This is a genomic window from Providencia vermicola, from assembly GCF_020381325.1.
GTDB lineage: Bacteria > Pseudomonadota > Gammaproteobacteria > Enterobacterales > Enterobacteriaceae > Providencia > Providencia vermicola.
The window spans coordinates 105,002-131,192 of sequence record NZ_JAGSPI010000010.1 but is presented as its reverse complement, the minus strand read 5'-3'; the positions used below and the strand labels follow the sequence as shown (position 1 = coordinate 131,192).

Sequence of the window (26,191 nt, the reverse complement as noted above, 5' to 3'; positions counted from 1 at the left end):
GAGTGTTTCGATCCGCTATAGTAGTACCCCATAGCAAACCTATCATATTAAACTTGTGGTAAAACTGATGAAGAAAAAGTTATTTGCAGGCTTTTATCTGGCATTGATTTTTATTGGCTCTCTTTTCTTGGTATTTGAGAAAAGTAGCGTGATTTATCCCGCACTTATATCGGTCAGTGTATATGCCGTTTTGTTCGGTATTTTAATGGTATTAACAGCTCGTTGGTTATTTTCTGTTGTCATCACCAGTACTCTGTTCATTATCATAAAATTCCTAAATCAGCTAAAGGTCCATTACTACAAAGAACAGCTTTTTTTTACCGATATTAACATCATGACCGACACTTCCAATATGGGCACATTAAGCCATTATTGGTTAGCTGGCGTCGCATTAGTTGGGCTACTCATTTTATTGGTAGTTAATGGCATCATTAGTTGGCGTTTAATTAAGCCAAGCCAATCACGAGTTCCACGTATTATCGGTGTGCTATTAGTTGTGGTGGGCTATTTTGCCATTAATTTTGCAAGTGCCCATTATTATGATCGGTGGTCACAAACGTTGCCAAAAGGCCGTGGAACAGTCACCAACATTATTATGTCTGCAAAAAATTCCACTTATCATTCACCTGTATTTTCAGGCTCTGCGGATTATTTTATTGAAAAAGCAGCAACAGTATCATTGAAAAATGATACACCATCAGAAAAACCAGATATTGTTTTATTACTGCAAGAATCAACAGTTGACCCGCATATTTATGATTTGCCAGAAGGCACTAAACTCCCTAATTTATTTATGTTCCAGCAAGATGCAGGGGTCACTGCCCATAGTCAAATGCGAGTCCAAACCTTTGGTGGTGGCACTTGGTTATCTGAGTTTTCAGCATTAACAGGGCTAAATAGTGATGATTTTGGGGCACAAAAAAGTGGGGTGTTTTACTTTATTGTTGATAACCTGAAAAATAGCTTATTTAAAGAAATGAAAGCTAATGGTTATTATACCGTTGTGCTGACGCCATTTAATAAAGGGGCTTATCATTCGGGACATGCATACGAAACATTAGGTGTGGATAGAATTATTCAGCCGCAGGAATTCGGGTACCCAGGAAAATTACAAGATAATCTGTGGACTATTAGTACGGACGACATGCTGAAATACGTCAAAGAAATCTTAGCAAAAGAGACGGATAAGCCAGTTTTTATCTTCTCTTTGACCATGTATGAACATGGACCCTATAAAGAAACACACAGTGATGATTTCGGTATAAAAGATAAAATTAAACATAAAGATGCTGCTGGTGAATTTAGCCATTATATGGAAAAAATTACCGCATCTGATGGCGCAATGCGAGATTTCGCTGAGTTTATTGATAAGCGCGACCGCCCGTTAATGTTTTTATATTTTGGTGACCATCAACCAGGTATTAGCCTAAATCAGTACGATTCACCATTTTCATCCCCTGCGTATTTAACGCAATTTACATTGCGGGACAATTTAAAATCAGGTACTGCAATCAAAACAGGGAAATTAACCGATATTTCATTCTTGGGTGGAATTTTGCTGGAAAGAGCAAACCTAAAGATTTCCCCATTCTATGAAGCAAATATCAAAATGCGTCATTTATGTGATGGCAAACTCAATGATTGTGAGGACCAAAAACTGTTAGATAGTTACCGTAATTACCTTTATCGCACATTGGAAGCGGCAGATAAAAACGGGACTTAATAAATTGTGATGATTGGCCGCAGGTTGTAGCAAACTTGCGGCTTTCTTTTATGTCGATTTTTGAAATCTTAATACTTCCTTAAAATTCACCGTTTTTTTACACATTATTATTCTAACCATAAAACCATCCACTGTTTTTTTTGTCTTAAATTAAGTTAATTTTTTCTGTGGAACTTGGTGCTCTTTTGAGCTTTATGAATGGTTTAATGCTAGAAGACGATAAATATGAAATACTTGGTCACGGGAAGTGCAGGTTTTATTGGTTTTAGATTGTGTCAGCGCTTATTAGAAAATGGGCATGAAGTTGTTGGAATTGATAACCTAAATGCCTATTACGATCAGGGTCTTAAACAATCTCGTTTACATTTATTAGAGCAGCATCCCTTATTCCGCTTTATTCACCTTGATTTGACGGATCGTGAAACGGTCAGAGTACTATGCACCCAAGAGCAGTTTGACCGAGTGATCCATCTTGCCGCTCAAGCCGGTGTGCGTTACTCGTTAGAAAATCCATTTGCTTACGCGGATAGTAACTTAACTGGGCATTTGTCGATTTTAGAAGGCTGCCGTCAAGCGAAAGTGAAGCATCTGGTGTATGCTTCTTCTAGTTCTGTGTACGGTGTGACGGATAGTGCGCCATTTACCACAGACATGCCTACAGATCACCCCATTTCATTGTATGCTGCAACAAAGAAAGCCAATGAATTAATGTCCCATTCCTATTCACACTTATATCAGTTGCCAACAACAGGTTTGCGCTTCTTTACGGTGTATGGGCCATGGGGGCGTCCTGATATGGCATTATTTAAATTTACTAAAGCTATTTTAGCGGGCGAACCTATTGATGTTTATAATAACGGCAATCTGAGCCGCGATTTCACTTTTGTTGATGATATTGTCGAAGGGGTGATACGAATTTCCGATATAATCCCTCAAGCAGACCCAAACAATCATTCAGCATCGCCAGCGCAAAGCAGCGCACCGTATCGTATCTATAATATTGGTAATGGACAGCCAGTTAAGCTGATTGAGTTTATTTCTGCGTTAGAAAAAGCCCTTGGAAAAGAAGCAATTAAAAACTTTTTACCGATGCAAGCTGGGGATGTATACACAACTTGGGCAGATACTGAAGACCTGTTTAATGTAACAGGTTATCGCCCACAGGTTTCTATTGAACAGGGTGTTCAGGCGTTTGTTGATTGGTATCGTTCTTATTACCATCAATAATATCAACAACCTGTAATATCCGTAGCAGGATTTGAGAGGCAAGTTTGAAAATAGCAATCGCAGGAACCGGCTACGTCGGTCTATCTAACGCCATGTTACTGTCACAACACCACGAAGTGGTTGCGGTGGATATCATTCCCGAAAAAGTGGCGATGTTGAACAACCACCAATCACCGATTGTCGACACGGAGATTGAACAGTTTTTAACGGAAAAAACACTGAATTTCCGCGCCACGGAAGATAAAGTGGACGCTTATACGGGGGCGCAGTACGTGATTGTTGCGACGCCAACAGACTACGACCCAAAAACCAACTATTTCAATACCAAATCGGTGGAATCGGTTATTCACGATGTGAATGAAATCAACCCAACTGCCACGATTATCGTAAAATCGACCATTCCTGTCGGGTTTACCGCACGTTTACGGGAAGAATTTGGCTACACCAACGTGATTTTCTCCCCCGAATTTCTACGTGAAGGCCGTGCATTGTGGGATAACTTGCATCCGTCCCGTATTGTGGTCGGTGAGCGTTCTGAGCGCGCGCAAATTTTTGCGGATTTGCTGCTTGAAGGTGCCATCAAAAAAGACGTTCCCGTGTTATTCACGGATGGAACCGAAGCCGAAGCCATTAAACTGTTCGCTAACACTTACTTAGCAATGCGCGTCGCGTATTTTAATGAGCTGGATACTTACGCAGAAAGCCGTGGTTTAAATGCACGCCAAATTATTGAGGGAGTCTCCTTAGACCCACGCATTGGCAGCCATTATAATAACCCATCATTCGGTTACGGCGGTTATTGTTTACCGAAAGACACCAAGCAATTGCTCGCCAACTACGATGACGTCCCGAATAACCTAATTAACGCGATTGTCGAATCCAACCGTACCCGTAAGGATTTCATTTCGGACGCAATTATTGCTAAAGCGCCACGTAAAGTGGGGGTTTATCGCTTAGTGATGAAAGCGGGTTCAGATAACTTCCGTGCCTCTGCGGTGCAGGGCATCATGAAGCGCATCAAAGCCAAAGGTATTGAAGTGGTGGTGTATGAGCCTGTCATGAAAGAAACCGAGTTTTTCCGCTCAAAAGTGGTCAATGACTTAGCGGAATTTAAAGCCCAGTGCGACATCATCTTAGCCAACCGTATGGTGCCTGAAATCGAAGATGTGGCCGATAAAGTCTATACTCGTGATTTATTTGGTAATGACTAAATATTAATAGTAAGAATGGGTTGGCAGTTTGCCAGCCTATTTCTCACCTTTTCTTTCCTAAAAACCGCTCGTTTTGTGCGGTATTCCACAACTTCTTTATTTTTGAACTATTTTTGCAAGAATCGCTAAGAAATGTCTTTTTTCATTTGTTAGCATCCGCTGATTGATTGAAAAGCGGGCGTTTTGTCATGCAAAAAATTATAAAAAAACAAAGAGGCGACTTCATAACTTACCAAAAAACAGGTGAAATTGATTTTTGGCAAGTCATGACTGACTATATTGATGGACGAATTGTCGGTAAAGATTTAGGCAGTGGAAATGCAGAACGAAGTGTCGAACGTATTCAACTAAATGGCAAAAATTATATTATCAAATGTGAAAAAGAGCGGGATAAACGCATTGAAAAACGAGTGATGCGTATGTTATCTGGCCCATTTTATTCACGTTTATTAACGCGTTTAGTCTCCGCACAAAATCAGGGCTGCACTGTTACAAATGACATCTATTTTGTGGCAGAAAAAATGCAATGCCGCGAATCAGTTGAAACGTGGATTATTGCTGAATATGTTGAAGGAACTGTCCTGTCAGAACTGGATGAGCTAACGCCTTATTATGCTGAAATGAAATCGGTTATCGACCAACTTCATCGCTATGGTTTATCTTCTAATGATATTCATGCAGGAAACTTTGTCTTGACAGAGAAGGGACTGAAAGTGATTGATTTGTCTGATTACGGAAATTTAACCATATGTAAAGCAAATGACTTAATCGCCTTAAAACGTTTTTATGGTATTGAGCCAGACAAAAAAAACGGGGCTTATCGGTTTATTCGTTTTAGGGATAACTTTCGGCATTGGTCTAGAAAATTACGAGGTAAGAAAACTCGGTTATAGACTTAATTAAGTTTTCTTATTGGTGAATTTATGGATTTAATTGATAAAGTGCATCTAAAAACTCTGGGATAAAGCTACCGGTACCGCGACAGCGCTGTGTCGCTGTTTCCCCTGCCAGCTTCATTAGTGTACAAGCGGTTGCAACATGTTGTAGCCTATCACCAGATAGCGCACAGCTAGCGGCAACGACAGCGGATAGTGCGCATCCCGTTCCAACTACGCGAGTCATTAAAATATCCCCACCTTCGATTGCAATGGTGCGTTTGCCATCAGTGACATAATCAATTTCACCACTGATGGCGACAATCGTGTTTGCTTGTTTGGCTAGTGATTGTGCTGCAGGAAGGGCATCATCAGTGGAGTTTAGAGAGTCGACTCCCCGGCCACCGAGACTGTTACCTGCTAATGCCATAATTTCGGATGCATTGCCCCGAATTGCAGCAGGTTTAAGGCCAAGAAGCTCATGGCAAAAATGGGTACGAAAAGTTAAAGCACCAACGGCAACAGGGTCAAGAACCCAAGGCGTTCCTGCGGTATTTGCACTGTGTACAGCGTATTTCATGGCTTGTTGCCTATCCGCCGTGAGTGTGCCGACATTGATTAATAGGCTATTTGCCATAGTTGCAAATTGCTCGGCTTCTTCGAGTTCAATGACCATCGCGGGGGAACAGCCTAGCGCTAATAGGACATTTGCGGTAAAGGTTTGAACGACATCATTAGTCATGCAGTGAACGAGAGGGGATGTGCTGTGAAGTTGCTGTAATATCTGTGATCTTACAGCATCGTTGATATGTTCAAATTCGGTCATGATCCCCTCATTCTGCATAATAGAGTATAAAATAGTGGATTTATTCTACACTCTATCCCTTTTAATGAAAGAAGTCGTTAATCTGAAAGGTAATTTTCCATTACCATCCCCCCTGCACCCTGTGCGACAATTTCATAAGAGTCATTGGCTGCATAAATACGTGTTTGGATATGGGGAAAGGCGGCTAATTTTTCTTCAATAGATTTTTTCGTCATTTCAAAGAAGTGATTTTTGGGTGTTAAGGTTCCACCACAAACAACGACATCTGCTTGAGTGGTTAAAATAGCATTCGCGATAGCGATTCCATAATAATAAGCTGCTTCTTCAAGAGCTTCGAGACAAATGGTGTCGTTTAATGTCAGCGCTTGGAAAATTGTGTGGTAGTTAATATCGGCTTCATTATTAACAAGATCATTAATGACCGAGTTTTTACCTAATCTGAGCTGTTGGATCACCCGAGATTTTATGGCGGATAACGAACTGTACTGCTTTAAACAGCCAAACGAGCCACATTCACAGCGTTGCCCATTAATATCAATCGTTGTATGGCCAAATGCCTGCGCAGTGCTAATTGGTGCGGGTGCGTAATGATTATTGATGATCGTGCAGCTGCGAATGTCCGTGTCGCAAGTGGTAAATAAAAATCGTTGGCTATCAGACGTATAACGTAATCGGTATTCGGCAAATGCGGCAAAACTGATCCCGCTTCCCAGTAGCACAAAGCACGGTACTTTTTGGGTAATGTAGTCGTAGAGTCCTTTAATGCGCGAGTTGTATTGATGATAAGGGAGCTTGTCACGCTCTAAAATATGGTCGATAGCAATGCCGATACCGAGCAGATTTTCTAGGCTAAGTTGATGTTCAGCAAGTAGTGAATCGACTTTACCAAGCAGATGGTCAAGCATGTTCTCAGCCGTTTCTAAGTGCTCATATTTGACTTTCACCATCCCTAGAATTTCAAGTTTTAGGTTTTGTAAAACAATGGTGGAATAGATATCACTCATTTCAATACCAACAAGGTAACCATCCGCAGGGTTGATACTGTACAAAATGGGCTTACGTCCTCCTGTGGATTCACCCAGCTCAGAGGTTGAAATTAATTGGCATTTACTCAGCTCATCTAGCAGCCTGGCACAGGTGGCTGGCTTCATACTCGCGAGTGTAGCGAGCATCTCGGCTCGAATTGGCCCATGATTGAGAATTAATCGGTAAAGCACTTTCAGTTTTTGTGTTTTTGAATTTTTTGAGGTGCGAAATTCATTTAATAATGTATGTAACAAGCGCCTCACTCCTTTTCGTTCCAACCATTGGGCTTAAGATTAGCAAATCTCTATATAAAGTTCTGCATTATGCTACACATCATACCTAAAAACTTTTTCTTAAAATGAGATTAAGATCGCTGTTCTGTTTTTAAATTACGCTATGATCGATTTTAACAATCTGTATTCGATTTTAATTTGGAGATAGCCATGCACCAGACAAAAGATATTTTAGAAAGCCTGAAATTTATTCAGTCGCGTACGGAATTAAAGCCAACTGTCGGGATCATTTTAGGCTCTGGGCTGGGCCCATTTGCAGATACATTAGAAAATGCGGTTCATATCCCTTATAGCGAAGTGCCTCATTTTGCCAAATCTGAAGCGGTTGGCCATGCCAACGAATTAGTCATTGGTACGATCGCGGGTAAAACCGTGGTTGCAATGAAAGGCCGTTTTCACTATTACGAAGGTTTTTCATTAGACCAAGTGACTTTCCCTGTGCGTTTGATGAAAGCACTCGGTGTTGAAAAATTGATTATTACTAACGCCTGTGGCGCGGTAAATACCGATTTTAACCCAGGTGACCTGATGATTATTACCGATCACATTAACCTGACAGCAAATAATCCATTAATGGGGCCGAATAACCCTGAGTTGGGTGTTCGTTTCTTGGATGTGAGCGAGGTATACAACAAAGAGTTACGCCAAACAATCAAAGATGTCGCTTCTGAACAGGGTGTTTCTGTACGAGAAGGGGTTTACGCATGGTGGACCGGCCCGACTTACGAAACGCCAGCAGAAATTCGCATGATCAGAACATTAGGTGCTGATGCAGTCGGTATGTCGACAGTACCAGAAGCATTAGTTGCACATCATTCACAAATTAAAACCGTAGGAATTTCCTGCTTAACTAATATGGCATGCGGAATTTTGGAACAACCATTAAGCCATGATGAAGTGATTGAAACCGCAGAAAAAGTGAAAGCGACATTCTTGAAACTTGTCACGGGTGTGATTGCGCGTTTCTAATTTAAAGATTCTTTTTCTCAAAATAAAATAAAGATGCTGTAATTATTAATAAGGTGAATATTGAAATGAAATTTAAAGGTCTGATTTTAGTTTCTTTAGGCGCTTGTAGTTACGGCATTCTTTCAACATTAGTTGTTTTGGCTTATCGCGCAGGTTATTCCCTGAATGATGTAATCGGTAGCCAAACGGTACTTGGTGCAATTTTGTTATGGTTTTTTGTTGTTGTCGGCGCATTAGTGAAAAGAGCTCGCTTAATGTGGCCAACTCGGAAACAAGGTCTTTTGATGTTGTTAACGGGGACGACGACGGGTCTAACGGGCTTACTATATTACGCATCGTTGCAGTATTTATCCCCTGCATTAGGTGTGGTGCTATTTCTTCAATTTACATGGATGGGAGTGGCGATTAATGCTGTCGTAAACCGCCAAATACCCCCATTAATGACAATTGTTTCTGTCATAGTGATCTTAATTGGTACCATACTGGCGACAGGGTTATTAAATAGCCAAGATATCGTATTTCATTGGGCAGGTGTGCTATTAGGATTATGTGCAGCATTATCAAATGCGATACGGGTGTATGTGAGTGGCGCATTGGCTGTAAAAACGGATCCGATGATGCGCTCGGCAATTATGGTGACGGGAGGCGCAATTTTGACCTCTATTATAGTGCCACCAACATTCTTGTTTAGTGTATCAACGTTTCAATCGCTGTTTTTTACTTATGGATTACCTCTGGCTTTCTTTGGTTCTTTCTTCGGTATGTGGATGTTTGCTAAAGGCACGCCCCTGATTGGTACAAGTTTAGCGACCATTGTGAGCTCAATGCAGTTACCCGTTACTATTTTACTGTCAGTGACTGTTCTGCAATTACCCCTCGAATTCATTCAGTTTGTAGGTGTTGCCGTCATTTTAATGGGGGTGGCTATCGCTGAGCTGAAAATAAAAATAAACACATGTAACTCCAAACGGAGCTTCGTATGAACATTAAATCCCGCTTGAAAATCATGCTTTTCCTGCAATATTTTGTTTGGGGAAGTTGGTTAGTTACGCTCGGCTCGTACATGATGAAAACCTTGAGTTTCTCAGGGGCTGAAGTTGGTTTAGTTTATAGCTCTAAAGGCATTGCGGCTATTTTAATGCCAGGGCTTATCGGCATTATTGCGGATAAATATATCCCAGCGAATCGCTTATATATGATCTGCCATTTGATAGGGGCAGCTGCACTGTTTTATGCCGCTACAGTCACTAGCTCATCGGTGATGTTTTGGGTGATGTTGATAAATGCGATGGCATTTATGCCGACAATTGCCCTCTCAAATACCATTAGTTACTCATCACTAAGCCAATACCAATTGGATTCGGTCAGTAACTTCCCACCAATTCGTGTATTTGGAACGGTCGGGTTTATTGTCGCCATGTGGAGTATTAGCTTATTAAAATTTGAACTCAGCAGTATGCAACTATATATAGCAGGGGGATGTTCGCTGCTATTAGCCGCATATTCCCTAACATTACCTAAAATTGAAGTGAATAAAAAAGCCATTTCAAGTAGCTGGATGAGTAAGTTGGGCTTAGATGCGTTAGTATTATTTAAGAAGCCAATAATGGCTGTATTTTTCTTATTCGCGATGTTGCTTGGTGCGGTTTTACAAATAACCAATACATTTGGTAACCCGTTCTTACACGATTTTGGTCTCAATCCGCTGTATCAAGATAGTTTAGTGGTGCAATACCCCTCCATATTATTATCTATCTCGCAAATGGCGGAAGTGTGTTTTATTTTAGCAATTCCATTCTTCTTAAAACGTTATGGCATTAAAACCGTTATGTTATTAAGTATGTTTGCATGGACATTGCGGTTTGGTTTCTTTGCTTTCGGAGATCCATCAGCGATTGGTTTGATGTTCTTAATCATGTCGATGATTGTGTATGGTTGTGCATTTGATTTCTTTAATATTTCAGGTTCAATATTTATTGAACGGGAAGTCGATACACGAATGCGAGCGAGTGCCCAAGGGTTATTTATGACCATGGTGAATGGTGTCGGTGCTTATTTTGGTGCCATTCTCAGCGGGTTGGTTGTCGATTACTATACTGTTGACGGTATTAAAGATTGGCAAATGATTTGGCTGGTCTTTTCGTCTTACACAATTGTTTTAGCGATTATTTTCCAATTTACCTTCCATTATAGCCACGATAAAGACGCGGCAATGAAGGAAGCCAAAGCTAGCTAAGATAATCTGTTAAACATAACGAACAAAACGTAAAAAGAGAAAGCCATTAATTTGGCTTTTTCTTTTTGGCGTAACTCAACGCTAAACATAGTTACGCTTACCTCGAAGAATATGTTCTGTCAGAGTTTCTTCTGCTTGGCTGAAAGCCTTTTGCTTGAGTTGTTCGACAAGTTGTTGATGTTGACGTGTAGACTCAAAGTAATATTCATTACGATAAATGGGGTCTGGCTGAAAATAAACACGCTGGCGAATATTATCCGCTAAATCTAAAAAGACAGTGTTATCGAGTAACTCTAAAAAGAACCGATGAAAGCGCTCATCTTCTTTAATCCAACCTTGGTAATTATTTTCGGCAAGTAGCGTTTTTTGCTGTTCAATTATCGCATCTAAGCAAGCGAAGTGTTCCTCAGTTAAATAATCACGGACGAGTTTAATCGCATGAGACTCAATGGCTAAGCGTAAATCATAATTATCCCGTGTTTCTTTTAAGGACAGTTTTTGGATAAATACCCCTTTGCGTGGAATAATTTTAACCAAACCTTCATTTTGTAGCTGATATAGTGCTTCACGAATTGGAGTTCGGCTCATACCAAGTTCTTCAACTAAGCTGTTCTCAGAGGTATAGCTTTCCTCGCCAAACTGCTTACTGAGAATTTTATGTTTAATAGCCGTATAGGCTTGTTGGCTGAGTGGTTTATCTTTCATCAGGATCTTGTATCAAAAGTAGAAATTTCAGTGAGTATAGAAAGGAATAGATTGGTATACAAGTAAAGTACTAACTTTATATTGTTTAGATAACAAGCAAATGACGGTTAATTATTGGTGATAATATGGATAATAAACCAGCATCCATGCCAGTTTTGATTGCGTTAATATAATTCAGGACGGCGGTTTTCCATACAGGGTAATTTTTGACGAGTTTCAGCTGTGTGCTCGGGGGAAATTTCAGCGAAGAACACAGTTTCATCATAGCCTGCAGAAGCAATTGTTACGCCAAGAGCATCACAAATTAAGCTGCGTCCAATAAAAATATTACTGGTTTGGTCGCACGCACAAACAGGGATGGTATTTTCTAGAGCACGGGCTTTTACTAGGGTTTGGTAGTGTTCTTCTTTGAGAGGCCCACTGACCCAAGCTGTTGGGACTAAGAGTAAGTCTGCTCCAGCTAATGCTAATTTACGGGCGACTTCTGGGAAACGCAGCTCATAGCATACTAAAATACCAATTTTCCCAAATTCGGTTTCGACAGGTTTCAATTCATTATGACTTTGAATGATATTGAGTGACTCTTGATAAGAGAATGCGTCATATAAATGTGTTTTTTGGTAATGATAAATGAGTTCCCCTTGGCGGTTTAACATAATGGTGGTGTTAAACGCGCGTTTAGGTTCATTTTCAGCCCGTTCATAAATACCACAAACCACATAAATTCCACACTCTTTTGCTGTTTTGGCTAGTTGAGAAACAAAAGGACCATCAACGTTTTCTGCGACATCCGCATAGCTGATACCACTATCCGCGGGAACAAATGCCATAAACATTTCAGGTAATAGAACTAAATCTGCTCCGCCTTGAGCCGCCTTTTGTATGGCATCACAGGCTTTTTTCAAGTTTTGTTCTTTATTAGGGCTACTGGCTAGTTGGGCAATTGCAACTTTCATGTTTGCTCCTTATTCGAAATATTTTGCAGCGCCTGAAATAGCGGCTAAGGTTTCACCCGCATCAATGCGTTTTTTGACATCAATTTCAGCATGTTGTGCGTTAAGTGCGTGTTGGCGGTATTCTTGCAATGTCACTTCATCAGCGACTAAAATGCCATCGCCATCTGCAATAATTAAATTGCCTGGGTGGATAGTGACGCCATCGACACTGATTGGCACATTGATTGCGCCTTCAATCCCCAGAATTCGAGTTGTTAGCGGGCTGACTTTGCGAGCAAATACAGGGACACCAATCTCACGCAGCGCTTTGATATCAGTTACGCAACCATCGATAACAGCCCCAGCGATTTTTTTGGCTCGCGCCATATAGGACACCATCTCACCCCAACAGGCGCGGTCATAATCTCCTGACATATCAATGCAAACAACATCACCTTCTTGAACAATATCAAAGACTTTATGTACTGCTGAAGAGTCCATATGTGGAATTCGTACAGTCACCGCGTGGCCAATGAACTGGTTTTTTTCAATTTGCGGGCGTAGTGTTTTGATGAAGCCAAAATCGGTCATATGGCCAATTGTTGACGGGCAAACATCGCGGCAGCTTTCGATCACTTCTTGGCTAAAACAGGTAATTCGAGGATTTAACGTAAACATAGGGCACCTTTTATTCATTATATTAGAGTGTATGAGTAAAACTAATCTTGGTTTACAGCCGCTGCTAGAGGCTTATCAGGTTGAATGAAGAACCAGCAAATAATGGCTAAACTAATCGGTATCACGTTGAAAAGTAAGGCAACTGTCCACCCAAAGTGTTGGGCAAGCCAGCCGCATAAAATTGGAGAAATAACACCACCCAAATTGCCCCACAGATTCATCCATCCACTTACTGATCCCGCATATTGACGGCCTTTATCAGCAGCGATTGCCCACGACGTCACAACGGGCAGGCCTAAAGCACCAAGGGCAAGGGTTAGCCATGCGACACTTGCAACAGCGCTCTCCGTTTGAGCAGCACCACAAATCCCAACAATAAACAGGATAAAACCAGTAATGGCGATGTAGCCCCTTGCCACTAATTGGGAGTAGCCTTTATTGAGTAGCCAGTCAGATACTGAACCCGCGGTAAGCACAGCAATACAAATGGCTAACCATGGGAAACTTGCCGCAACACCCATTTGAGTTAGTGAAAATCCGCGTGCTTCTTGGAGGTAAGTTGGTAACCAAATCATAAATAACGTAGTCATATAGGCGACAAAAAAGTATTGAAAGCCTACAGCCCAAAATGGACGCTCTTTCATGAACTTACGCCATGGAGCTTTGACATCTTCACCGCCATTCTCACTGATTGTTCGGCCACTTTGTATAAATGCGATTTCGCTTTGTGAAATCTTAGGGTGCTGTTCTGGTTTATTGCGAGCGCAGAAGTACCAGATTAAACCAATTAAAATACCAATGACTCCAAAGATGTAGAAAACAGCGTGCCAACCGAAAGAAATCATAATGAAAACAGTAAGGGTAGGAGCGATGACTGGGCCAAAATAAGAGCCTGCCAATAAGAAGCTTGCTGCTCTGGCTTTTTCATTTTGACGAAACCACCAAGTATTAAAGACAGCATTTGAAGGGTATAGAGGAGCCTCACCAACACCAAAGAAAAAACGAACGATACATAACCAGAGGTAAGTCGGTGCAACCACCGTTAGAATGGTAAATGCGGACCAAACATATAAGCTTATTGTCGCAATTAACCGACTACCAAAGCGTTCCGCTAATATTCCACTTGGAATTTGTGCCAATGCATAACCAAGAGAAAATAATGCGCCTAAAAAACCAAATTGGACTTTACTCATACCTAAATCGGTCATCATATGTTCCGCAACAATGGAAATATTGGCGCGATCCATATAGGCAATCAAACCGATAATAAAAAATATTGCTGCTAAACCCCAGCGTAAACGCCCTGGTGTGTCTTTTGCTGTAGGTGCTATCACAGAGTCTTTGTATGACATAGTCTTACCTTTTTTATTGGTCTGTAGAGGTAATTAATTTTATTGTATTTATATTGAATTCAACTTGTATACAAGATGGATGTTAATAACCCGTTATTGGCCTGTCAAAGATCTGTTTTGTTATCTGTGATTGAAATCAAAACATTTGGTGGATTTATGAGCGGGCTCATGTTTTTTCGATAAAACAATTATCAAAGATTAATTTGTTATTAATCAATGCACTATGTTTTTTAGGGCGCATGGGTAAATTAAGCGTTTGTTGCCGTGGGAAATAGTTAAATCTAGAAATGCTGACGTATTTCTAGATTTAACATAGACGTTATTTATCAATTTTCTTTTTTTTCGCCTCTTTTTGAGCGAGTTGTCTTATGCTTTTTTCTGGGGTTGGCAGATTTTCTGGCATGGTACCGCCAAGTTCTTTAATGGTTTCTCTCACTTTTTGGCCCACTTCAAAGTGAGTTTGATTCGCTTCTGTTTTACTTTGGATGTTATCTCGTTTGAGCTTTTCATCTGTTTGAGTTGCTCTAAACAAGTTGGCCGCAAGTTCTGTTGAACCCATATGGTCGAGTATTTTTTGCGATTTTTTTAAACCTTTCTGTTGGTGAATACCTTTTTGGTCAAGCCCACCATACAACCCACGATAACCATGATTTTGAAAAACAGCAAAATCAATGCCCGTTGAGACACCTGCTTGTTGTGCTGTTTCAACAAGTAGTTTATTGTGTTCTTTCAGTTCATTACGTAAAAATAATCGTTTCTCATCCTCTTTCAATTGCTTAAATGAGGCGTTATCGTTGAGCTCTTGGCGTCTTGTTTGTAGTGCAAAATAGGTTTGCCCAGCAGCAATAACGGGTTTACTAGGATCGCCATTTTGAACGACAAGGTAGCAGGCGTAACGTGAGAGGTTAATATCATCTAATTCACGTTGTGCTCCAGAGCCTAAAGTGACCATTTTGTTGATGCTAACAAAATGGTCTGAGGGGGCTTGATGACTAGCTTCACAAGCTTGCATTGCTTTATTGAGAACTCTTTGAAAGTTACGCCATTCTTTATAATCGAGTAAGGGAGCGAGTTCTCTTGCTGACCAGTATTCATTTCCCGAATTATCCGTTTTTCTAATATCTTCAAAAGGCTGTTGTGGCACCATTTGACTCTCCAATTTTTGAGTAAGTGATTTTTTGGGGGAAGAAAGATAGTTTATCGTGGAGATTATTTGAGCGCCTAGGGATTTTCAAAAAATAGGATTTTTAAGGCAGTTTATGCGATTTTCATTCCAAAATTGCGGAGTTTCCCACCTATTTCAGGTTATTTGGATATTTCAGTAAAATAAAAAAAAGCCAATTTACACAGAGCATTAATTGGCTTAGTCATGAATGACAGTCAGAGAGATTATTCAATATTCTGAATTTGTTCTCTCATTTGTTCGATTAATACTTTCAGTTCAACGGCGGAAGTGGTGACTTCGCTATTAATCGATTTTGAGGCTAACGTATTCGACTCACGGTTAAATTCTTGCATCATAAAGTCAAGGCGGCGGCCATTGGCTTCTTTTTTCTTCAAGATATTACGCGTTTCTTTAACGTGGGCTTCTAATCTATCCAATTCCTCAGCAACATCAACACGTTGGGCGAGCAAAATGAGCTCCTGTTCTAAGCGGTTATTATCCAGTTGGATTTCCGCTTCTTCGAGCTTACTTTGAAGGCGATCGCGCTGCCATTGCAGAATTTCTGGCATATGTTGACGAACTTTTGCCACTTCAACTAAAACACCATCAAGGCGTTGTTCAATTAAGGCATGCAATGAAGCACCTTCCGCTTCTCGGCTTTGGATAAAAGCATCGATAGTTTCATCTAAACCCGCCATTAACTGTTCACTGATGGCATCTAAATCTTGCTCGCCAGCCGACATCACACCTGGCCAACGTAAAATCTCTAGCGGGTTGATTTCACCTTCGTGGCTGTAATTTTTGACCCAATTTGCTGCGCTAATTAATTGGCGGGCTAATTGTTCATTGAGAATTAATTCGCCCCGGTTTGCACCGTCTAATTCAAAACGCAGGTTACACTCCACTTTTCCGCGCGTTAAGCGTGAACGAAGGCGTTCACGAATAACGGGTTCAAGGCTTCTGAATTGCTCAGGTAAACGGATATACGTTTCTAAATAACGTTGGTTTACGGAACGCAGCTCCCAGGCCGCATTCCCCCATTCACCCTTGATATCACGGCGGGCAAAAGCGGTCATACTACGGATCATAATTCGTTCCTATTATCGATAAGATAATGGGATTATAACGCTATGAGAGATGACAGGATAGGCATTATCGTTTTAAGGACGTATAATGCGTCCCAATTTGAGTTGATAACGGAGATAACACCATGCGCCCAGCAGATAGACAAGCGGACGAAATGCGCCCGATTACCATCACGCGCAATTATACAAAACACGCAGAAGGCTCTGTTCTTATTGAGTTTGGCGACACGAAGGTGTTATGCAATGCAACGGTTGAAGAGGGTGTACCTCGCTTTTTAAAAGGTCAAGGTCAAGGTTGGGTAACTGCTGAGTACGGCATGTTACCTCGTGCAACAAATTCACGTAACCAACGTGAAGCGGCTCGCGGTAAACAAACTGGCCGTACAATGGAAATTCAACGTTTGATTGCCCGTTCATTACGTGCAGCTGTTGATCTGAAAAAATTGGGTGAATTCACCATCACTTTAGATTGTGATGTTATCCAGGCTGACGGCGGTACTCGTACAGCGGCGATTTCAGGTGCATGTGTGGCACTGGTGGATGCACTGAATAATATGGTTGCTCAGGGGAAAATTGCAAAAAGTCCTCTGAAGTCGATGGTTGCTGCAGTTTCGGTCGGAATTGTGAACCAAGAAGCGCTTTGCGACCTTGAGTACGTTGAAGACTCTGCAGCAGAAACGGACATGAATGTTGTGATGATGGATGATGGCCGTATGATTGAAGTGCAAGGCACCGCAGAAGGCGAACCGTTTAGCCATGAAGAATTACTAGCTTTATTAGCACTAGCAAAAACGGGGCTCGACACCATTTTTGAAGCTCAGCGAGAAGCGCTGAAATAAATTAATGTTTAAATAGGCGGCTGAAAAGTCGCCTTTTTTATGTCTGCTAAATGGCCTATAACGCAATTAGCAAAATAACAAATTGAATATACATAATCGTCATCAATGAGGAGAATGACCAATGAAAGCCTATCAGCGCGATTTTATTGAACTTGCCATGAAAAAACAGGTACTGAAATTTGGTGAGTTTACGCTGAAATCAGGTCGAAAAAGCCCTTATTTTTTTAATGCAGGGTTATTTAATACTGGGCGTGATCTGGCACTTGTCGGTCGTTTTTATGCACAAGCGCTACAAGAGAGTGCAATTGAGTGTGATGTGATTTTTGGGCCAGCCTATAAAGGTATTCCCATTGCAACTACAATGGCAGTTGCATTGGCTGAGCATCATGATATCGATATGCCATATTGCTTTAATCGTAAGGAAGCAAAAGATCACGGTGAAGGTGGTGTATTAGTGGGTAGCCCCCTGCAAGGACGTGTTGTTGTGGTTGATGATGTGATCACCGCAGGTACTGCAATTCGTGAATCAATGGAAATTATTAAGCAGCAAAAAGCGACTCTCAATGGTGTTTTGTTGTGTTTAGACCGTCAAGAGAAAGGAAAAGGGGAAATCTCAGCTGTACAAGAAGTTGAGCGTGACTATAACTGCAAGGTTTATTCAATCATTACGATGAGTGATTTGATTACGTATCTTTCTGAACAAGAAGGTATGGAAGCACACTTAGTGGCGATGAAAGCTTATAGAGAACAGTACGGTATTTAAAAAAATCCCCTCGCCCAAAAAACGGGCGGGGTGAGTAGTACTAATAACTGTTATTGTAACTGAGCTAAAATTAAAGGCCAGCGCGCTTCGAACTCGACAGTCGGTCGGTAACGAAATTCTGAACGTACGAAGCGCGATAACATGCCTTCGCAATAAGCAAGTAATTGAGAAGCAAGTAGCGACTCATCATGGATAAAACCATGACCATCACGTATTTTTTTCTCTTTTAACACTTGGCGCAATTGGGACTCTATTCGCTCAAACAATTGGTTAATACGGTCTTGTAGCCTGTCTTGCTCAAACATGAGCGCATGGCCTGTCATTATACGTGTTAAGCCTGGGTTTTTCTCTGAAAACCCTAAAATTAACGCTAACATTAATTTAATTCTAATGATGGTATCTTTTTCATCATTTAAAATCAGATTGATACGCGAGACCAGTGAATCTTCAATAAACCCAATAAGACTATCAAACATTTTCATTTTACTGGGAAAATGACGATATAACGCTGCTTCTGAAACACCAACGGTGGCTGCAAGTTTTGCAGTCGTAATGCGTTGGCTACCATCACTACTTTCTAACATTAACGCAAGAGCCTGTAAGATCTCGTCACGTCTGTTACGTTTTTGTGTTGTCGCTTTTTCTGCCATGTCTAATAAGACCCCTGCTAAAACAGCAAAACAAACTATCCAAAATTTTGCTCTTAGTAAAGAGACTTACAGAGCAAAATAGGTTTAAAAATGTAGAGAGTATAAGTAAATTTTGAACAATTTCCTGTTTAGTAATATGCGACTGATTGTTTTGATTCATAAATATAGAACCTAAAGTAGGCTCTATATAGCATATTAAATATCAGAATATTTTATTTATTGGCGACCTGAGTGACCGAAACCACCTGCACCACGTTCCGTTGCATCAAAGTCATCAACAATATTAAATTCAGCTTGAACCACAGGGACAAAAACCATTTGTGCCATGCGCTCGCCTGGCTCAACAGTAAAGGTTTTATCACCACGATTCCAAACAGAAACCATGAGTTGCCCTTGATAATCGGAGTCAATAAGCCCGACCAGGTTCCCGAGTACAACACCGTGTTTATGGCCCAGCCCTGAACGAGGCAGAATAACTGCAGCGAGACTTTCATCAGCGATATGAATCGCTAAACCTGTTGGAATTAATTCTGTTTGACCTGGCGCCAAATCAATAGGTGCATCAAGACAAGCGCGCAAGTCTAAACCTGCTGAACCTGTTGTTGCATAGGTTGGTAAAGGAAATTCATTACCGATACGGCTATCAAGGATTTTTAGGTCAATTTTTTTCATAACGTTGAAGTATCTCGTCAAGTAAATAGTGGCTTAATTCAAGTTTACTGCTATGTGGCAACCGAGTCTCACCGTTGGCATCAAATAGGTGTAATGCGTTGTTATCGCTATTAAAACCGTTGTCTGCAAGGGAAACATCATTGGCACAAATTAAATCTAATTGTTTTTGTTGTCGTTTTTGGCGAGCATATTCTTCCACATTTTGGGTTTCAGCTGCAAATCCCACAACATAAGGGCGATTTTTTGTAAGAGCCCCAACACTTGCGACAATGTCTGGGTTTTTCACCAGTGTAATCGTGAACTCATCGCCTTGTTTTTTTATTTTATTTTCAGCAACTGTTTTGGCTCGGTAATCCGCAACAGCAGCGCAACCAATAAAAATATCTTGCTCAGCGATAGATTGATGAACCTGCTCATACATATCTAGCCCACTAATAACATTAATTCGATTCACACCCATTGGTGTAGGAAGGTTAACTGGCCCTGAAATTAATGTCACATCAGCCCCTCGTTGGCTTGCCGCTTGCGCGATAGCAAACCCCATTTTTCCTGAGCTGTGATTGCTGATAAAACGCACTGGGTCTAGATCTTCACGGGTTGGGCCCGCAGTGATCATCAGCTTGATGCCTTGTAAATCTAGCTCAGGATTGAAATATTCACCAGCCAAACGAACAATTTCGGATGGGTCAATCATGCGGCCTGGGCCAATATCACCACAAGCTTGACTGCCATCATCCGGCCCCCAAATCATACATTGGCGTTGTTTCAATCTGATTAAATTATCTTGTGTTGCACGGGCTCGATACATTTGTTGATTCATTGCTGGTACAACAGCGATAGGTGCGGCGGAAGCAAGGCAAACTGTGGTGAGTAAATCGTTCGCCATACCTGCATTAAGCCTAGCAATTAAATCAGCAGTTGCTGGGGCTAAAATAATCAAGTCAGCCCATTTTGCTAATTCAATATGACCCATTGCTGCTTCAGCCGCTGGGTCTAATAAATCGTCTGCGACTGGATGGCCAGAGACTGCCTGTAAAGTCAGAGGGGTAATAAAGGCTTTCGCACCTTGAGTCATGACGACACGTACAACCGCGCCTTGGTCACGTAAGCGACGTGTTAGTTCTGGAATTTTATAGGCGGCGATGCCCCCACTGATACCAATAACTATCTGTTTACCCAATAGTGATAGTTGATTCATTATTTTTATCCACTTTGCTCAACATGAACGGCATATTACCACATTGCACGTTTAGGTGGCGCGCTCGATTTTGCATCAACTTATTATTTTTGCGAAGCGCTACGCAAAGCCTTATGAGCGCAATTGAGATTCACTGAAAACTCGATAAAGGTGGTAAGAGAGAATTCAAGGACGAATAATATCATGAATGAACACCAAAATTTACCGCCCAGAGAGAAGCTACTTGCTTATGGCGCAGCGGCGCTCTCGGATGCCGAATTATTAGCGATTTTTTTGCGAACGGGGAGTCAAGGAGAGCCAGTTTTGAAACTTGCTGAGCGGCTAATTAAGGAGTTTGGTTCTTTGTATTTATTAATTCAAGCTGATTATACGAAGCTGACTCAATGTAAAGGCATGGGCAGCTGTAAGTTCACACAGTTACAGGCTGTTAGTGAATTGGCTCGTCGTTTTTTTTCGGAGCAATTTCTTTATGAAGACGTAATGAGTGGGCCTGATCTCTTAAAGTCTAGGTTGCTTGATTTGTTTGCAGGACAAGAACGCGAAGTCTTTATTGTGTTATTTTTAAATACTCAAAATCAAATTATTTGTTATGAAGAAATGTTTAAGGGCACATTAAACCGAGTTGAAGTCCATCCAAGGGAAATTATTCGTTTTGCAATAAAAATGAATGCAAGTTCAATCATTTTAGCGCATAACCACCCATCAGGTAATCCTGAACCCAGCGCCGCAGATAGAGAAGTCACTGAACGGATCCAGAGCGCTTGTTCCATTATGGGGGTGAAATTACTTGACCATTTTGTTGTTGGGCACAAACGATGCGTCTCCTTTGCAGAACGAGGGTGGCTATAAAATCATTTTTTGCCTAAAAAATGACAACTTTTACGTTGTTGGGCTTGAGTGAAAACGATTGAAAGCGTATACTACGCCACCTTTAAGGATCTTGGGTTTGGCGAGAAGGGCCTATCTCAGTAAATTTTTTACTTAGGTATAAACGGTTTTTTCAGTCAATGAAAGTTTGCTGAGATGGGCTCCTAAGCCTGACGAGGCGGCCATACCCAGAACAAAAAAGCTCGAGCTGATTAGATTTTTGGAGAATAGACATGTCACGAGTCTGCCAAGTTACTGGCAAGCGTCCAATGAGCGGTAACAACCGTTCACACGCATTAAACGCGACCAAACGTCGTTTTTTGCCAAACCTGCACTCTCACCGTTTCTGGGTTGAGTCTGAGAAACGTTTCGTAACACTGCGTGTATCTGCTAAAGGTATGCGTGTTATCGATAAAAAGGGTATTGATGCTGTTCTTGCTGAACTGCGTACCCGTGGTGAGAAGTACTAAGGAGCTAAAAAATGGCTAAAGGTATTCGCGAGAAAATCAAGCTGGTTTCTTCTGAAGGTACAGGTCACTTCTATACCACTACGAAGAACAAGCGCACAATGCCAGAAAAACTGGAACTGAAAAAATTTGATCCAGTCGTTCGTAAGCATGTGATCTACAAAGAAGCAAAAATCAAATAATTTTGCTTTCTGCGTTAAAAACTCAGCCTCGGCTGAGTTTTTTTTTGCCTAAATTTTGATTGAGTAGAGATATGCGCACAGGAGGCTATGACCATTATTCTGAAAGTAGTAACATAGCGAATATTGATTGAATTAATAATGATATTTATTGTCGAATATCTATCGTCTTTTACTTTTTATACATAGACCTGACTAAGAGTGCCTGGTGAAAAAACAGTTTAAAAAAATTCTTGTTATCAAGATGCGGTTTCATGGGGACATGTTGCTGACAACGCCAGTTATCAGTTCATTAAAACACCAATATCCTGATGCTGAAATTGATGTTTTGCTTTATCAGGATACGCTCCCTATCCTATCTGAAAACAGCGAAATTAATGCGCTATATGGAATGGCAAATAAAAAAAGTAGCGGGATAAGTAAAGCGTGCAATTTTATTAAATTGCTTTTAGTGCTGCGTAAAAATAAATACGATTTGGTTGTTAATTTAGCAGATCAGTGGATGGTAAGTTTATTAGTGCGTGCAATTCCTGCGGGAACAAAAATTTCGCACCAATTTAGCCATCGTGATTCTAAATATTGGCGTAACAGCTTCACGCATTTAACTATCCCCGAAGGGGAGCATGTTGTTTTAAATAATTTATCTGTGCTTAAACCGTTAGAATTAAAAGAACTTAAAACACATCTAACGATGTCTTACACAGCGGATGATTGGAAAAATATTGACCAAAGGCTATTAGACTTAGGCGTGCATAGCAGCTATGTGGTCATTCAGCCAACAGCACGGCAGATTTTTAAGTGCTGGGATGATGAGAAATTCTCTGCGGTAATTGATGCACTACAACTCCGTGGTTACCAAGTTGTGTTAACGTCGGGGCCGAGTAAGGAAGACCTTGAATGTGTGAATAATATTGCGAATGGTTGCCAAACAAAGCCTGTTGTTGAATTAGCAGGGAAAACGACATTTCCTGAACTTGGCGCATTGATTGCCCATGCTGCATTATTTATTGGCGTTGATTCTGCACCAATGCATATAGCCGCAGCTGTAAATACACCCATTGTGTGTCTTTTTGGCGCAACTAATCACATATTTTGGCGCCCATGGACGGATAATGCAGTACAATTTTGGGCGGGTGATTACGAAACAATGCCACCGAGGGATGAATTGGATAGAAATAAAAAATATCTTTCAATTATTCCTGCCTCAGATGTGATTAAAGCAACGGAAAAATTGTTGCCAATGAATATCCGCTCCATGATGACAAGGTATTAATATGAAATTGGCATTTTGCTTGTATAAATACTTCCCTTTTGGTGGTTTACAGCGTGATTTTTTGCGCATTGCGACAGAATGCCAATCTCGGGGTCATCATATTCGAGTGTATACCCAATCATGGGAAGGCGAAAAACCTGATGGGTTTGAGGTTGTCATTGTCCCTGTGTCTTCAAGCACCAACCATGGTCGAAATGCACAATATTGTGACTGGGTACTCGCAAATATTAAGCAGCACCCTGTTGACCGTATTGTTGGCTTTAATAAGATGCCTGGTTTGGATGTTTATTATGCTGCAGACGTGTGTTATGCACAGAAAGTTGCTGAAGAAAAAGGCTTTTTCTATAAACTGACACCACGTTATAAGCATTATGCGGCATTCGAAAAAGCCGTTTTTGATGTGGACAAACCCACACAACTATTAATGTTAACACCACATCAAATCAAACATTTCAAAAAGCACTACCAAACTGAAGATAGGCGTTTCCATATGTTGCCACCTGGGATTGCTTTGGATCGTAAATACGATAAGCAAATTACCGATGCAAAACGGATTTATCGGCAAAAGAACCAAATCCCAGAATCTGCGTTTTTGCTATTGCAAGTAGGCTCTGACTTTAAGCGTAAAGGTGTTGACCGGACGTTAAGAGCCCTTGCTGCACTACCAGAGAACATCAAGAAAAACACATTGCTGATGGTGGTAGGCCAAGATAAACCGTCAAAATACCAGCAGTTAGCACAATCATTAGGTATTAGCCAACAGGTATCTTTCTTTAGTGGGCGTAATGATATTGCAGAATTAATGGCTACGGCCGATATCTTAATGCACCCTGCGTACCAAGAAGCTGCGGGTATTGTCTTATTAGAAGCGATTACTGCGGGCTTACCTATTATTGTCACTGAAGTGTGTGGTTATGCCTCGTTTATTCAAAAAGCACAATGTGGAGTCGTTATTAACGAACCTTTTGAGCAATCAGAACTCAATTATGCGTTACAAAATGGTTTAGAAGAGACAGAAAAGCGCATGACGTGGGTTAAAAACGCTCAAAATTTTGCAGATACGGAAGACTTATATAGTCTACCGCAAAAGGCAGCTGATATTATTTTAGGATGCCAAAATGATTGAATTAAAATCACCTTTTAATGAGCTTTGGAAAAATAAAGATCCATTTATTGAAGCGGATAAACTGCAAGGTGAGGTTTTTCGTGCATTAGAGACCCGAAAAACGCTACGTTTTGAGGTTGACAGTCGCAGTTATTTTATCAAAATTCATTACGGTACAACCTTAAAAGAAGTCCTGAAAAATCTGCTCTCTTTTCGGCTGCCCGTTTTAGGTGCAGATAGAGAATGGAATGCGATTCATCGGCTTACACAAGTGGGTGTCGATACGATGAATGGACGTGCCTTTGGGCAAAAAGGGATAAATCCGCTGCGTCGCCATTCATTTATTATTACAGAAGATTTAACGCCAACCATTAGCTTGGAAGATTATTGTGCAAATTGGTTAAATGAGCCCCCGTTATTTCGTACGAAACAAATGATTATTCGCCGAGTGGCTGAAATGGTTCGCGGCATGCATAAAGCGGGTATTAATCATCGTGACTGCTATATTTGCCATTTTCTACTCCATTTTCCTTTCACCGAAAATGAAGGTGATTTAAAAATATCCGTGATTGATTTGCACCGCGCACAACTGAGAAAATCAGTCCCAATGCGTTGGCGCGACAAAGATTTAATTGGTCTCTATTATTCTTCGCTAAATATTGGGCTTACCCAACGTGATATTTTTCGTTTCATGAAGATTTATTTTTCCTTACCATTAAAAGAAATTTTGAAGCAAGAGCAAAAATTAGTTCGAGTAGTGGAACAGAGATCAGAAAAAATTCGACAAAGAAGTTTAAAGTATCGCTTATAATTTAGTGTAAGCGGTTATTATTGCATATAAAAGTGTAAACATTGAGCTTTTGAACGGGTAAAAGGTAACGACATGATAAACAATGATATGATTAAGTCATTGATAAAAATTAACGATAATGAAAGTAGCGAAAGTACCTACTTTCATATTGGCTATGGCGTTGATGAAAAGTTTCTATATGGCGTCGGTACCTCAATTGCGTCAGTGATACTCAATAATAAAGATACAAACTTTCACTTTCATATTTTTGTTGATAATTTAGCCGGAGAAGACTTATTCCGTGGGCTAGCTGAAGATACTCAACATAAAATTACGATTTACTTTATTGATAATGAAAAATTTAAACAGCTTCCGCTACCATCAAAAGCTTGGAGCCATGCTATTTATTTTAGACTTTTGATTATTTCTTATTTATCAAATACAGTCGATAATTTGTTATATCTTGATGCCGATATTATTTGTAAGGGTGATTTAAGTGAATTAAAAACCTTAACATTTGATGAAAATACGTTTGTTTATGCAGTTAAGGATAAGTTTTGTAGTGAAAAACAACGTTTATCTATTGATATGAATAAATATTTTAATTCTGGTTTTTTGTATATGTCTCTGAAATATTTGGCAGAGAACAATATCCCGAATAAAGTTATTGAGCTAGTTGAAAAAAATAACTTTACTCATCCAGATCAAGACGCTTTAAATGTATTACTCAACGATAAACTAACGAATATTAGTGAAAACTACAATTATATGTTTTCGTTAGACTGGTATATTACAAGTAAAGGTCATTTGAGTAAAATACCAAAAGAGGTTGTTTTTATTCACTTTGTTGGGTTAACTAAGCCATTTCATGAGTGGGCAAATTTCTATGAAGAGTATCGTTATTTAGAGGTAGCACGTCAAAGCTCACCATGGAAAGATGTTCCTTTATTAAAGCCTGAAGGTTACAAGCAGTTATCACGTAAAAAATCACATTTGAGAAAAAATGGTGATTACCTTGGTTTTGCGCTAACAACAATACAATATTTGATAAAGAAATTGGCTAAATAGTTTAGTTCCAATAG

Annotated in this window: 27 protein-coding genes; 16 read left to right on the top strand and 11 right to left on the bottom strand. The window is 40.5% G+C overall.

Annotated elements, in window-relative coordinates; all coding sequences use genetic code 11:
- Positions 1 to 67: 67 nt before the first annotated feature.
- The 4 genes from KDJ85_RS15520 (at position 68) to KDJ85_RS15505 (ending at position 5,054) form a co-directional block, all read left to right on the top strand.
- Positions 68 to 1,723: an LTA synthase family protein gene (locus tag KDJ85_RS15520; RefSeq protein WP_225820426.1), complete on the top strand. Its 1,656-nt coding sequence runs from the start codon at positions 68 to 70 to the stop codon at positions 1,721 to 1,723.
- A 225-nt stretch (positions 1,724 to 1,948) separates the two neighbouring features.
- Positions 1,949 to 2,950, top strand: a complete 1,002-nt coding sequence (locus tag KDJ85_RS15515; RefSeq protein ID WP_225820425.1) for an NAD-dependent epimerase — start codon at positions 1,949 to 1,951, stop codon at positions 2,948 to 2,950.
- Positions 2,951 to 2,994: 44 nt separating this feature from the next.
- Entirely contained in the window at positions 2,995 to 4,161 is a 1,167-nt protein-coding gene (locus KDJ85_RS15510; RefSeq protein ID WP_225820388.1) for a nucleotide sugar dehydrogenase, read from the top strand.
- A 188-nt stretch (positions 4,162 to 4,349) separates the two neighbouring features.
- A complete protein-coding gene (locus KDJ85_RS15505; protein ID WP_225820424.1) occupies positions 4,350 to 5,054 on the top strand; it encodes a lipopolysaccharide core heptose(II) kinase RfaY in 705 nt (234 codons plus the stop codon).
- Positions 5,055 to 5,082: 28 nt separating this feature from the next.
- Here the strand turns inward: KDJ85_RS15505 and thiM are convergent, their stop codons facing one another.
- Positions 5,083 to 5,862 carry a hydroxyethylthiazole kinase gene (gene thiM, locus KDJ85_RS15500; RefSeq protein ID WP_225820423.1) on the bottom strand — a complete coding sequence of 260 codons (780 nt, stop codon included), beginning with the start codon at positions 5,860 to 5,862 and terminating at the stop codon, positions 5,083 to 5,085.
- A gap of 77 nt (positions 5,863 to 5,939) precedes the next feature.
- Positions 5,940 to 7,142 carry an ROK family protein gene (locus KDJ85_RS15495; RefSeq protein ID WP_225820422.1) on the bottom strand — a complete coding sequence of 401 codons (1,203 nt, stop codon included), beginning with the start codon at positions 7,140 to 7,142 and terminating at the stop codon, positions 5,940 to 5,942.
- Positions 7,143 to 7,331: 189 nt separating this feature from the next.
- Here KDJ85_RS15495 and KDJ85_RS15490 point away from each other — a divergent pair, with 189 nt between their 5' ends.
- The 3 genes from KDJ85_RS15490 (at position 7,332) to KDJ85_RS15480 (ending at position 10,386) form a co-directional block, all read left to right on the top strand.
- A complete protein-coding gene (locus KDJ85_RS15490; RefSeq protein WP_206085679.1) occupies positions 7,332 to 8,150 on the top strand; it encodes a purine-nucleoside phosphorylase in 819 nt (272 codons plus the stop codon).
- A 65-nt stretch (positions 8,151 to 8,215) separates the two neighbouring features.
- A complete protein-coding gene (locus KDJ85_RS15485) occupies positions 8,216 to 9,133 on the top strand; it encodes a DMT family transporter (protein WP_225820421.1) in 918 nt (305 codons plus the stop codon).
- Positions 9,130 to 10,386, top strand: coding sequence for a nucleoside permease (locus KDJ85_RS15480; RefSeq protein ID WP_225820420.1), 1,257 nt, complete (start codon positions 9,130 to 9,132; stop codon positions 10,384 to 10,386). Before KDJ85_RS15485 ends, KDJ85_RS15480 begins: the two co-directional genes overlap by 4 nt.
- An 81-nt stretch (positions 10,387 to 10,467) precedes the next feature.
- Here the strand turns inward: KDJ85_RS15480 and KDJ85_RS15475 are convergent, their stop codons facing one another.
- The 6 genes from KDJ85_RS15475 to KDJ85_RS15450 form a co-directional block, all read right to left on the bottom strand.
- On the bottom strand, positions 10,468 to 11,091 hold the full coding sequence (locus KDJ85_RS15475; protein ID WP_225820419.1) for a GntR family transcriptional regulator: 624 nt from the start codon (positions 11,089 to 11,091) through the stop codon (positions 10,468 to 10,470).
- Positions 11,092 to 11,255: 164 nt separating this feature from the next.
- Positions 11,256 to 12,047, bottom strand: a complete 792-nt coding sequence (locus KDJ85_RS15470) for a carbon-nitrogen hydrolase family protein (RefSeq protein ID WP_225820418.1) — start codon at positions 12,045 to 12,047, stop codon at positions 11,256 to 11,258.
- 9 nt (positions 12,048 to 12,056) lie between these two features.
- Positions 12,057 to 12,704: an RraA family protein gene (locus KDJ85_RS15465; protein WP_225820417.1), complete on the bottom strand. Its 648-nt coding sequence runs from the start codon at positions 12,702 to 12,704 to the stop codon at positions 12,057 to 12,059.
- A gap of 41 nt (positions 12,705 to 12,745) precedes the next feature.
- Positions 12,746 to 14,056: an MFS transporter gene (locus KDJ85_RS15460; protein WP_225820416.1), complete on the bottom strand. Its 1,311-nt coding sequence runs from the start codon at positions 14,054 to 14,056 to the stop codon at positions 12,746 to 12,748.
- 319 nt (positions 14,057 to 14,375) lie between these two features.
- Complete coding sequence (gene dinD, locus KDJ85_RS15455; RefSeq protein WP_225820415.1) at positions 14,376 to 15,203, bottom strand: DNA damage-inducible protein D; 828 nt, start codon at positions 15,201 to 15,203, stop codon at positions 14,376 to 14,378.
- A 242-nt stretch (positions 15,204 to 15,445) separates the two neighbouring features.
- Positions 15,446 to 16,309, bottom strand: coding sequence for a YicC/YloC family endoribonuclease (locus tag KDJ85_RS15450; RefSeq protein WP_225820414.1), 864 nt, complete (start codon positions 16,307 to 16,309; stop codon positions 15,446 to 15,448).
- A gap of 122 nt (positions 16,310 to 16,431) precedes the next feature.
- Between KDJ85_RS15450 and rph the strand changes: the two genes are divergently transcribed.
- Positions 16,432 to 17,145, top strand: a complete 714-nt coding sequence (gene rph / locus KDJ85_RS15445) for a ribonuclease PH (protein ID WP_206085691.1) — start codon at positions 16,432 to 16,434, stop codon at positions 17,143 to 17,145.
- A gap of 121 nt (positions 17,146 to 17,266) precedes the next feature.
- Complete coding sequence (gene pyrE / locus KDJ85_RS15440; RefSeq protein ID WP_206085693.1) at positions 17,267 to 17,908, top strand: orotate phosphoribosyltransferase; 642 nt, start codon at positions 17,267 to 17,269, stop codon at positions 17,906 to 17,908.
- Positions 17,909 to 17,958: 50 nt separating this feature from the next.
- Here pyrE and slmA read toward each other — a convergent pair whose 3' ends face one another.
- The 3 genes from slmA to coaBC all read right to left on the bottom strand — a co-directional run bounded on the left by slmA (position 17,959) and on the right by coaBC (position 20,428).
- Complete coding sequence (gene slmA / locus KDJ85_RS15435; RefSeq protein WP_047756772.1) at positions 17,959 to 18,558, bottom strand: nucleoid occlusion factor SlmA; 600 nt, start codon at positions 18,556 to 18,558, stop codon at positions 17,959 to 17,961.
- Between the two features lie 216 nt (positions 18,559 to 18,774).
- Positions 18,775 to 19,230 carry a dUTP diphosphatase gene (gene dut, locus KDJ85_RS15430; protein ID WP_219245134.1) on the bottom strand — a complete coding sequence of 152 codons (456 nt, stop codon included), beginning with the start codon at positions 19,228 to 19,230 and terminating at the stop codon, positions 18,775 to 18,777.
- The gene (gene coaBC, locus KDJ85_RS15425) at positions 19,217 to 20,428 is read right to left on the bottom strand and encodes a bifunctional phosphopantothenoylcysteine decarboxylase/phosphopantothenate--cysteine ligase CoaBC (protein ID WP_225820413.1); all 1,212 of its coding nucleotides are present in this window, start codon (positions 20,426 to 20,428) and stop codon (positions 19,217 to 19,219) included. The genes dut and coaBC overlap by 14 nt, the downstream gene beginning before the upstream one ends.
- A 183-nt stretch (positions 20,429 to 20,611) precedes the next feature.
- Between coaBC and radC the strand changes: the two genes are divergently transcribed.
- The 7 genes from radC to KDJ85_RS15390 all read left to right on the top strand — a co-directional run bounded on the left by radC (position 20,612) and on the right by KDJ85_RS15390 (position 26,177).
- A complete protein-coding gene (gene radC, locus KDJ85_RS15420; RefSeq protein WP_225820412.1) occupies positions 20,612 to 21,277 on the top strand; it encodes a RadC family protein in 666 nt (221 codons plus the stop codon).
- 251 nt (positions 21,278 to 21,528) lie between these two features.
- Positions 21,529 to 21,765, top strand: coding sequence for a 50S ribosomal protein L28 (gene rpmB / locus KDJ85_RS15415; RefSeq protein ID WP_004265123.1), 237 nt, complete (start codon positions 21,529 to 21,531; stop codon positions 21,763 to 21,765).
- 11 nt (positions 21,766 to 21,776) lie between these two features.
- Entirely contained in the window at positions 21,777 to 21,944 is a 168-nt protein-coding gene (gene rpmG, locus KDJ85_RS15410; RefSeq protein WP_004265124.1) for a 50S ribosomal protein L33, read from the top strand.
- 205 nt (positions 21,945 to 22,149) lie between these two features.
- Positions 22,150 to 23,214 (top strand): lipopolysaccharide core heptosyltransferase RfaQ, encoded by a 1,065-nt coding sequence (gene rfaQ, locus KDJ85_RS15405; protein ID WP_225820411.1) that lies wholly within the window; start codon positions 22,150 to 22,152, stop codon positions 23,212 to 23,214.
- 1 nt (position 23,215) lies between these two features.
- Positions 23,216 to 24,340: a glycosyltransferase family 4 protein gene (locus tag KDJ85_RS15400; RefSeq protein ID WP_225820410.1), complete on the top strand. Its 1,125-nt coding sequence runs from the start codon at positions 23,216 to 23,218 to the stop codon at positions 24,338 to 24,340.
- Positions 24,333 to 25,130 carry a lipopolysaccharide core heptose(I) kinase RfaP gene (rfaP, locus tag KDJ85_RS15395; protein ID WP_225820409.1) on the top strand — a complete coding sequence of 266 codons (798 nt, stop codon included), beginning with the start codon at positions 24,333 to 24,335 and terminating at the stop codon, positions 25,128 to 25,130. The genes KDJ85_RS15400 and rfaP overlap by 8 nt, the downstream gene beginning before the upstream one ends.
- A 72-nt stretch (positions 25,131 to 25,202) precedes the next feature.
- On the top strand, positions 25,203 to 26,177 hold the full coding sequence (locus KDJ85_RS15390) for a glycosyltransferase (RefSeq protein WP_225820408.1): 975 nt from the start codon (positions 25,203 to 25,205) through the stop codon (positions 26,175 to 26,177).
- Positions 26,178 to 26,191 lie beyond the last annotated feature (14 nt).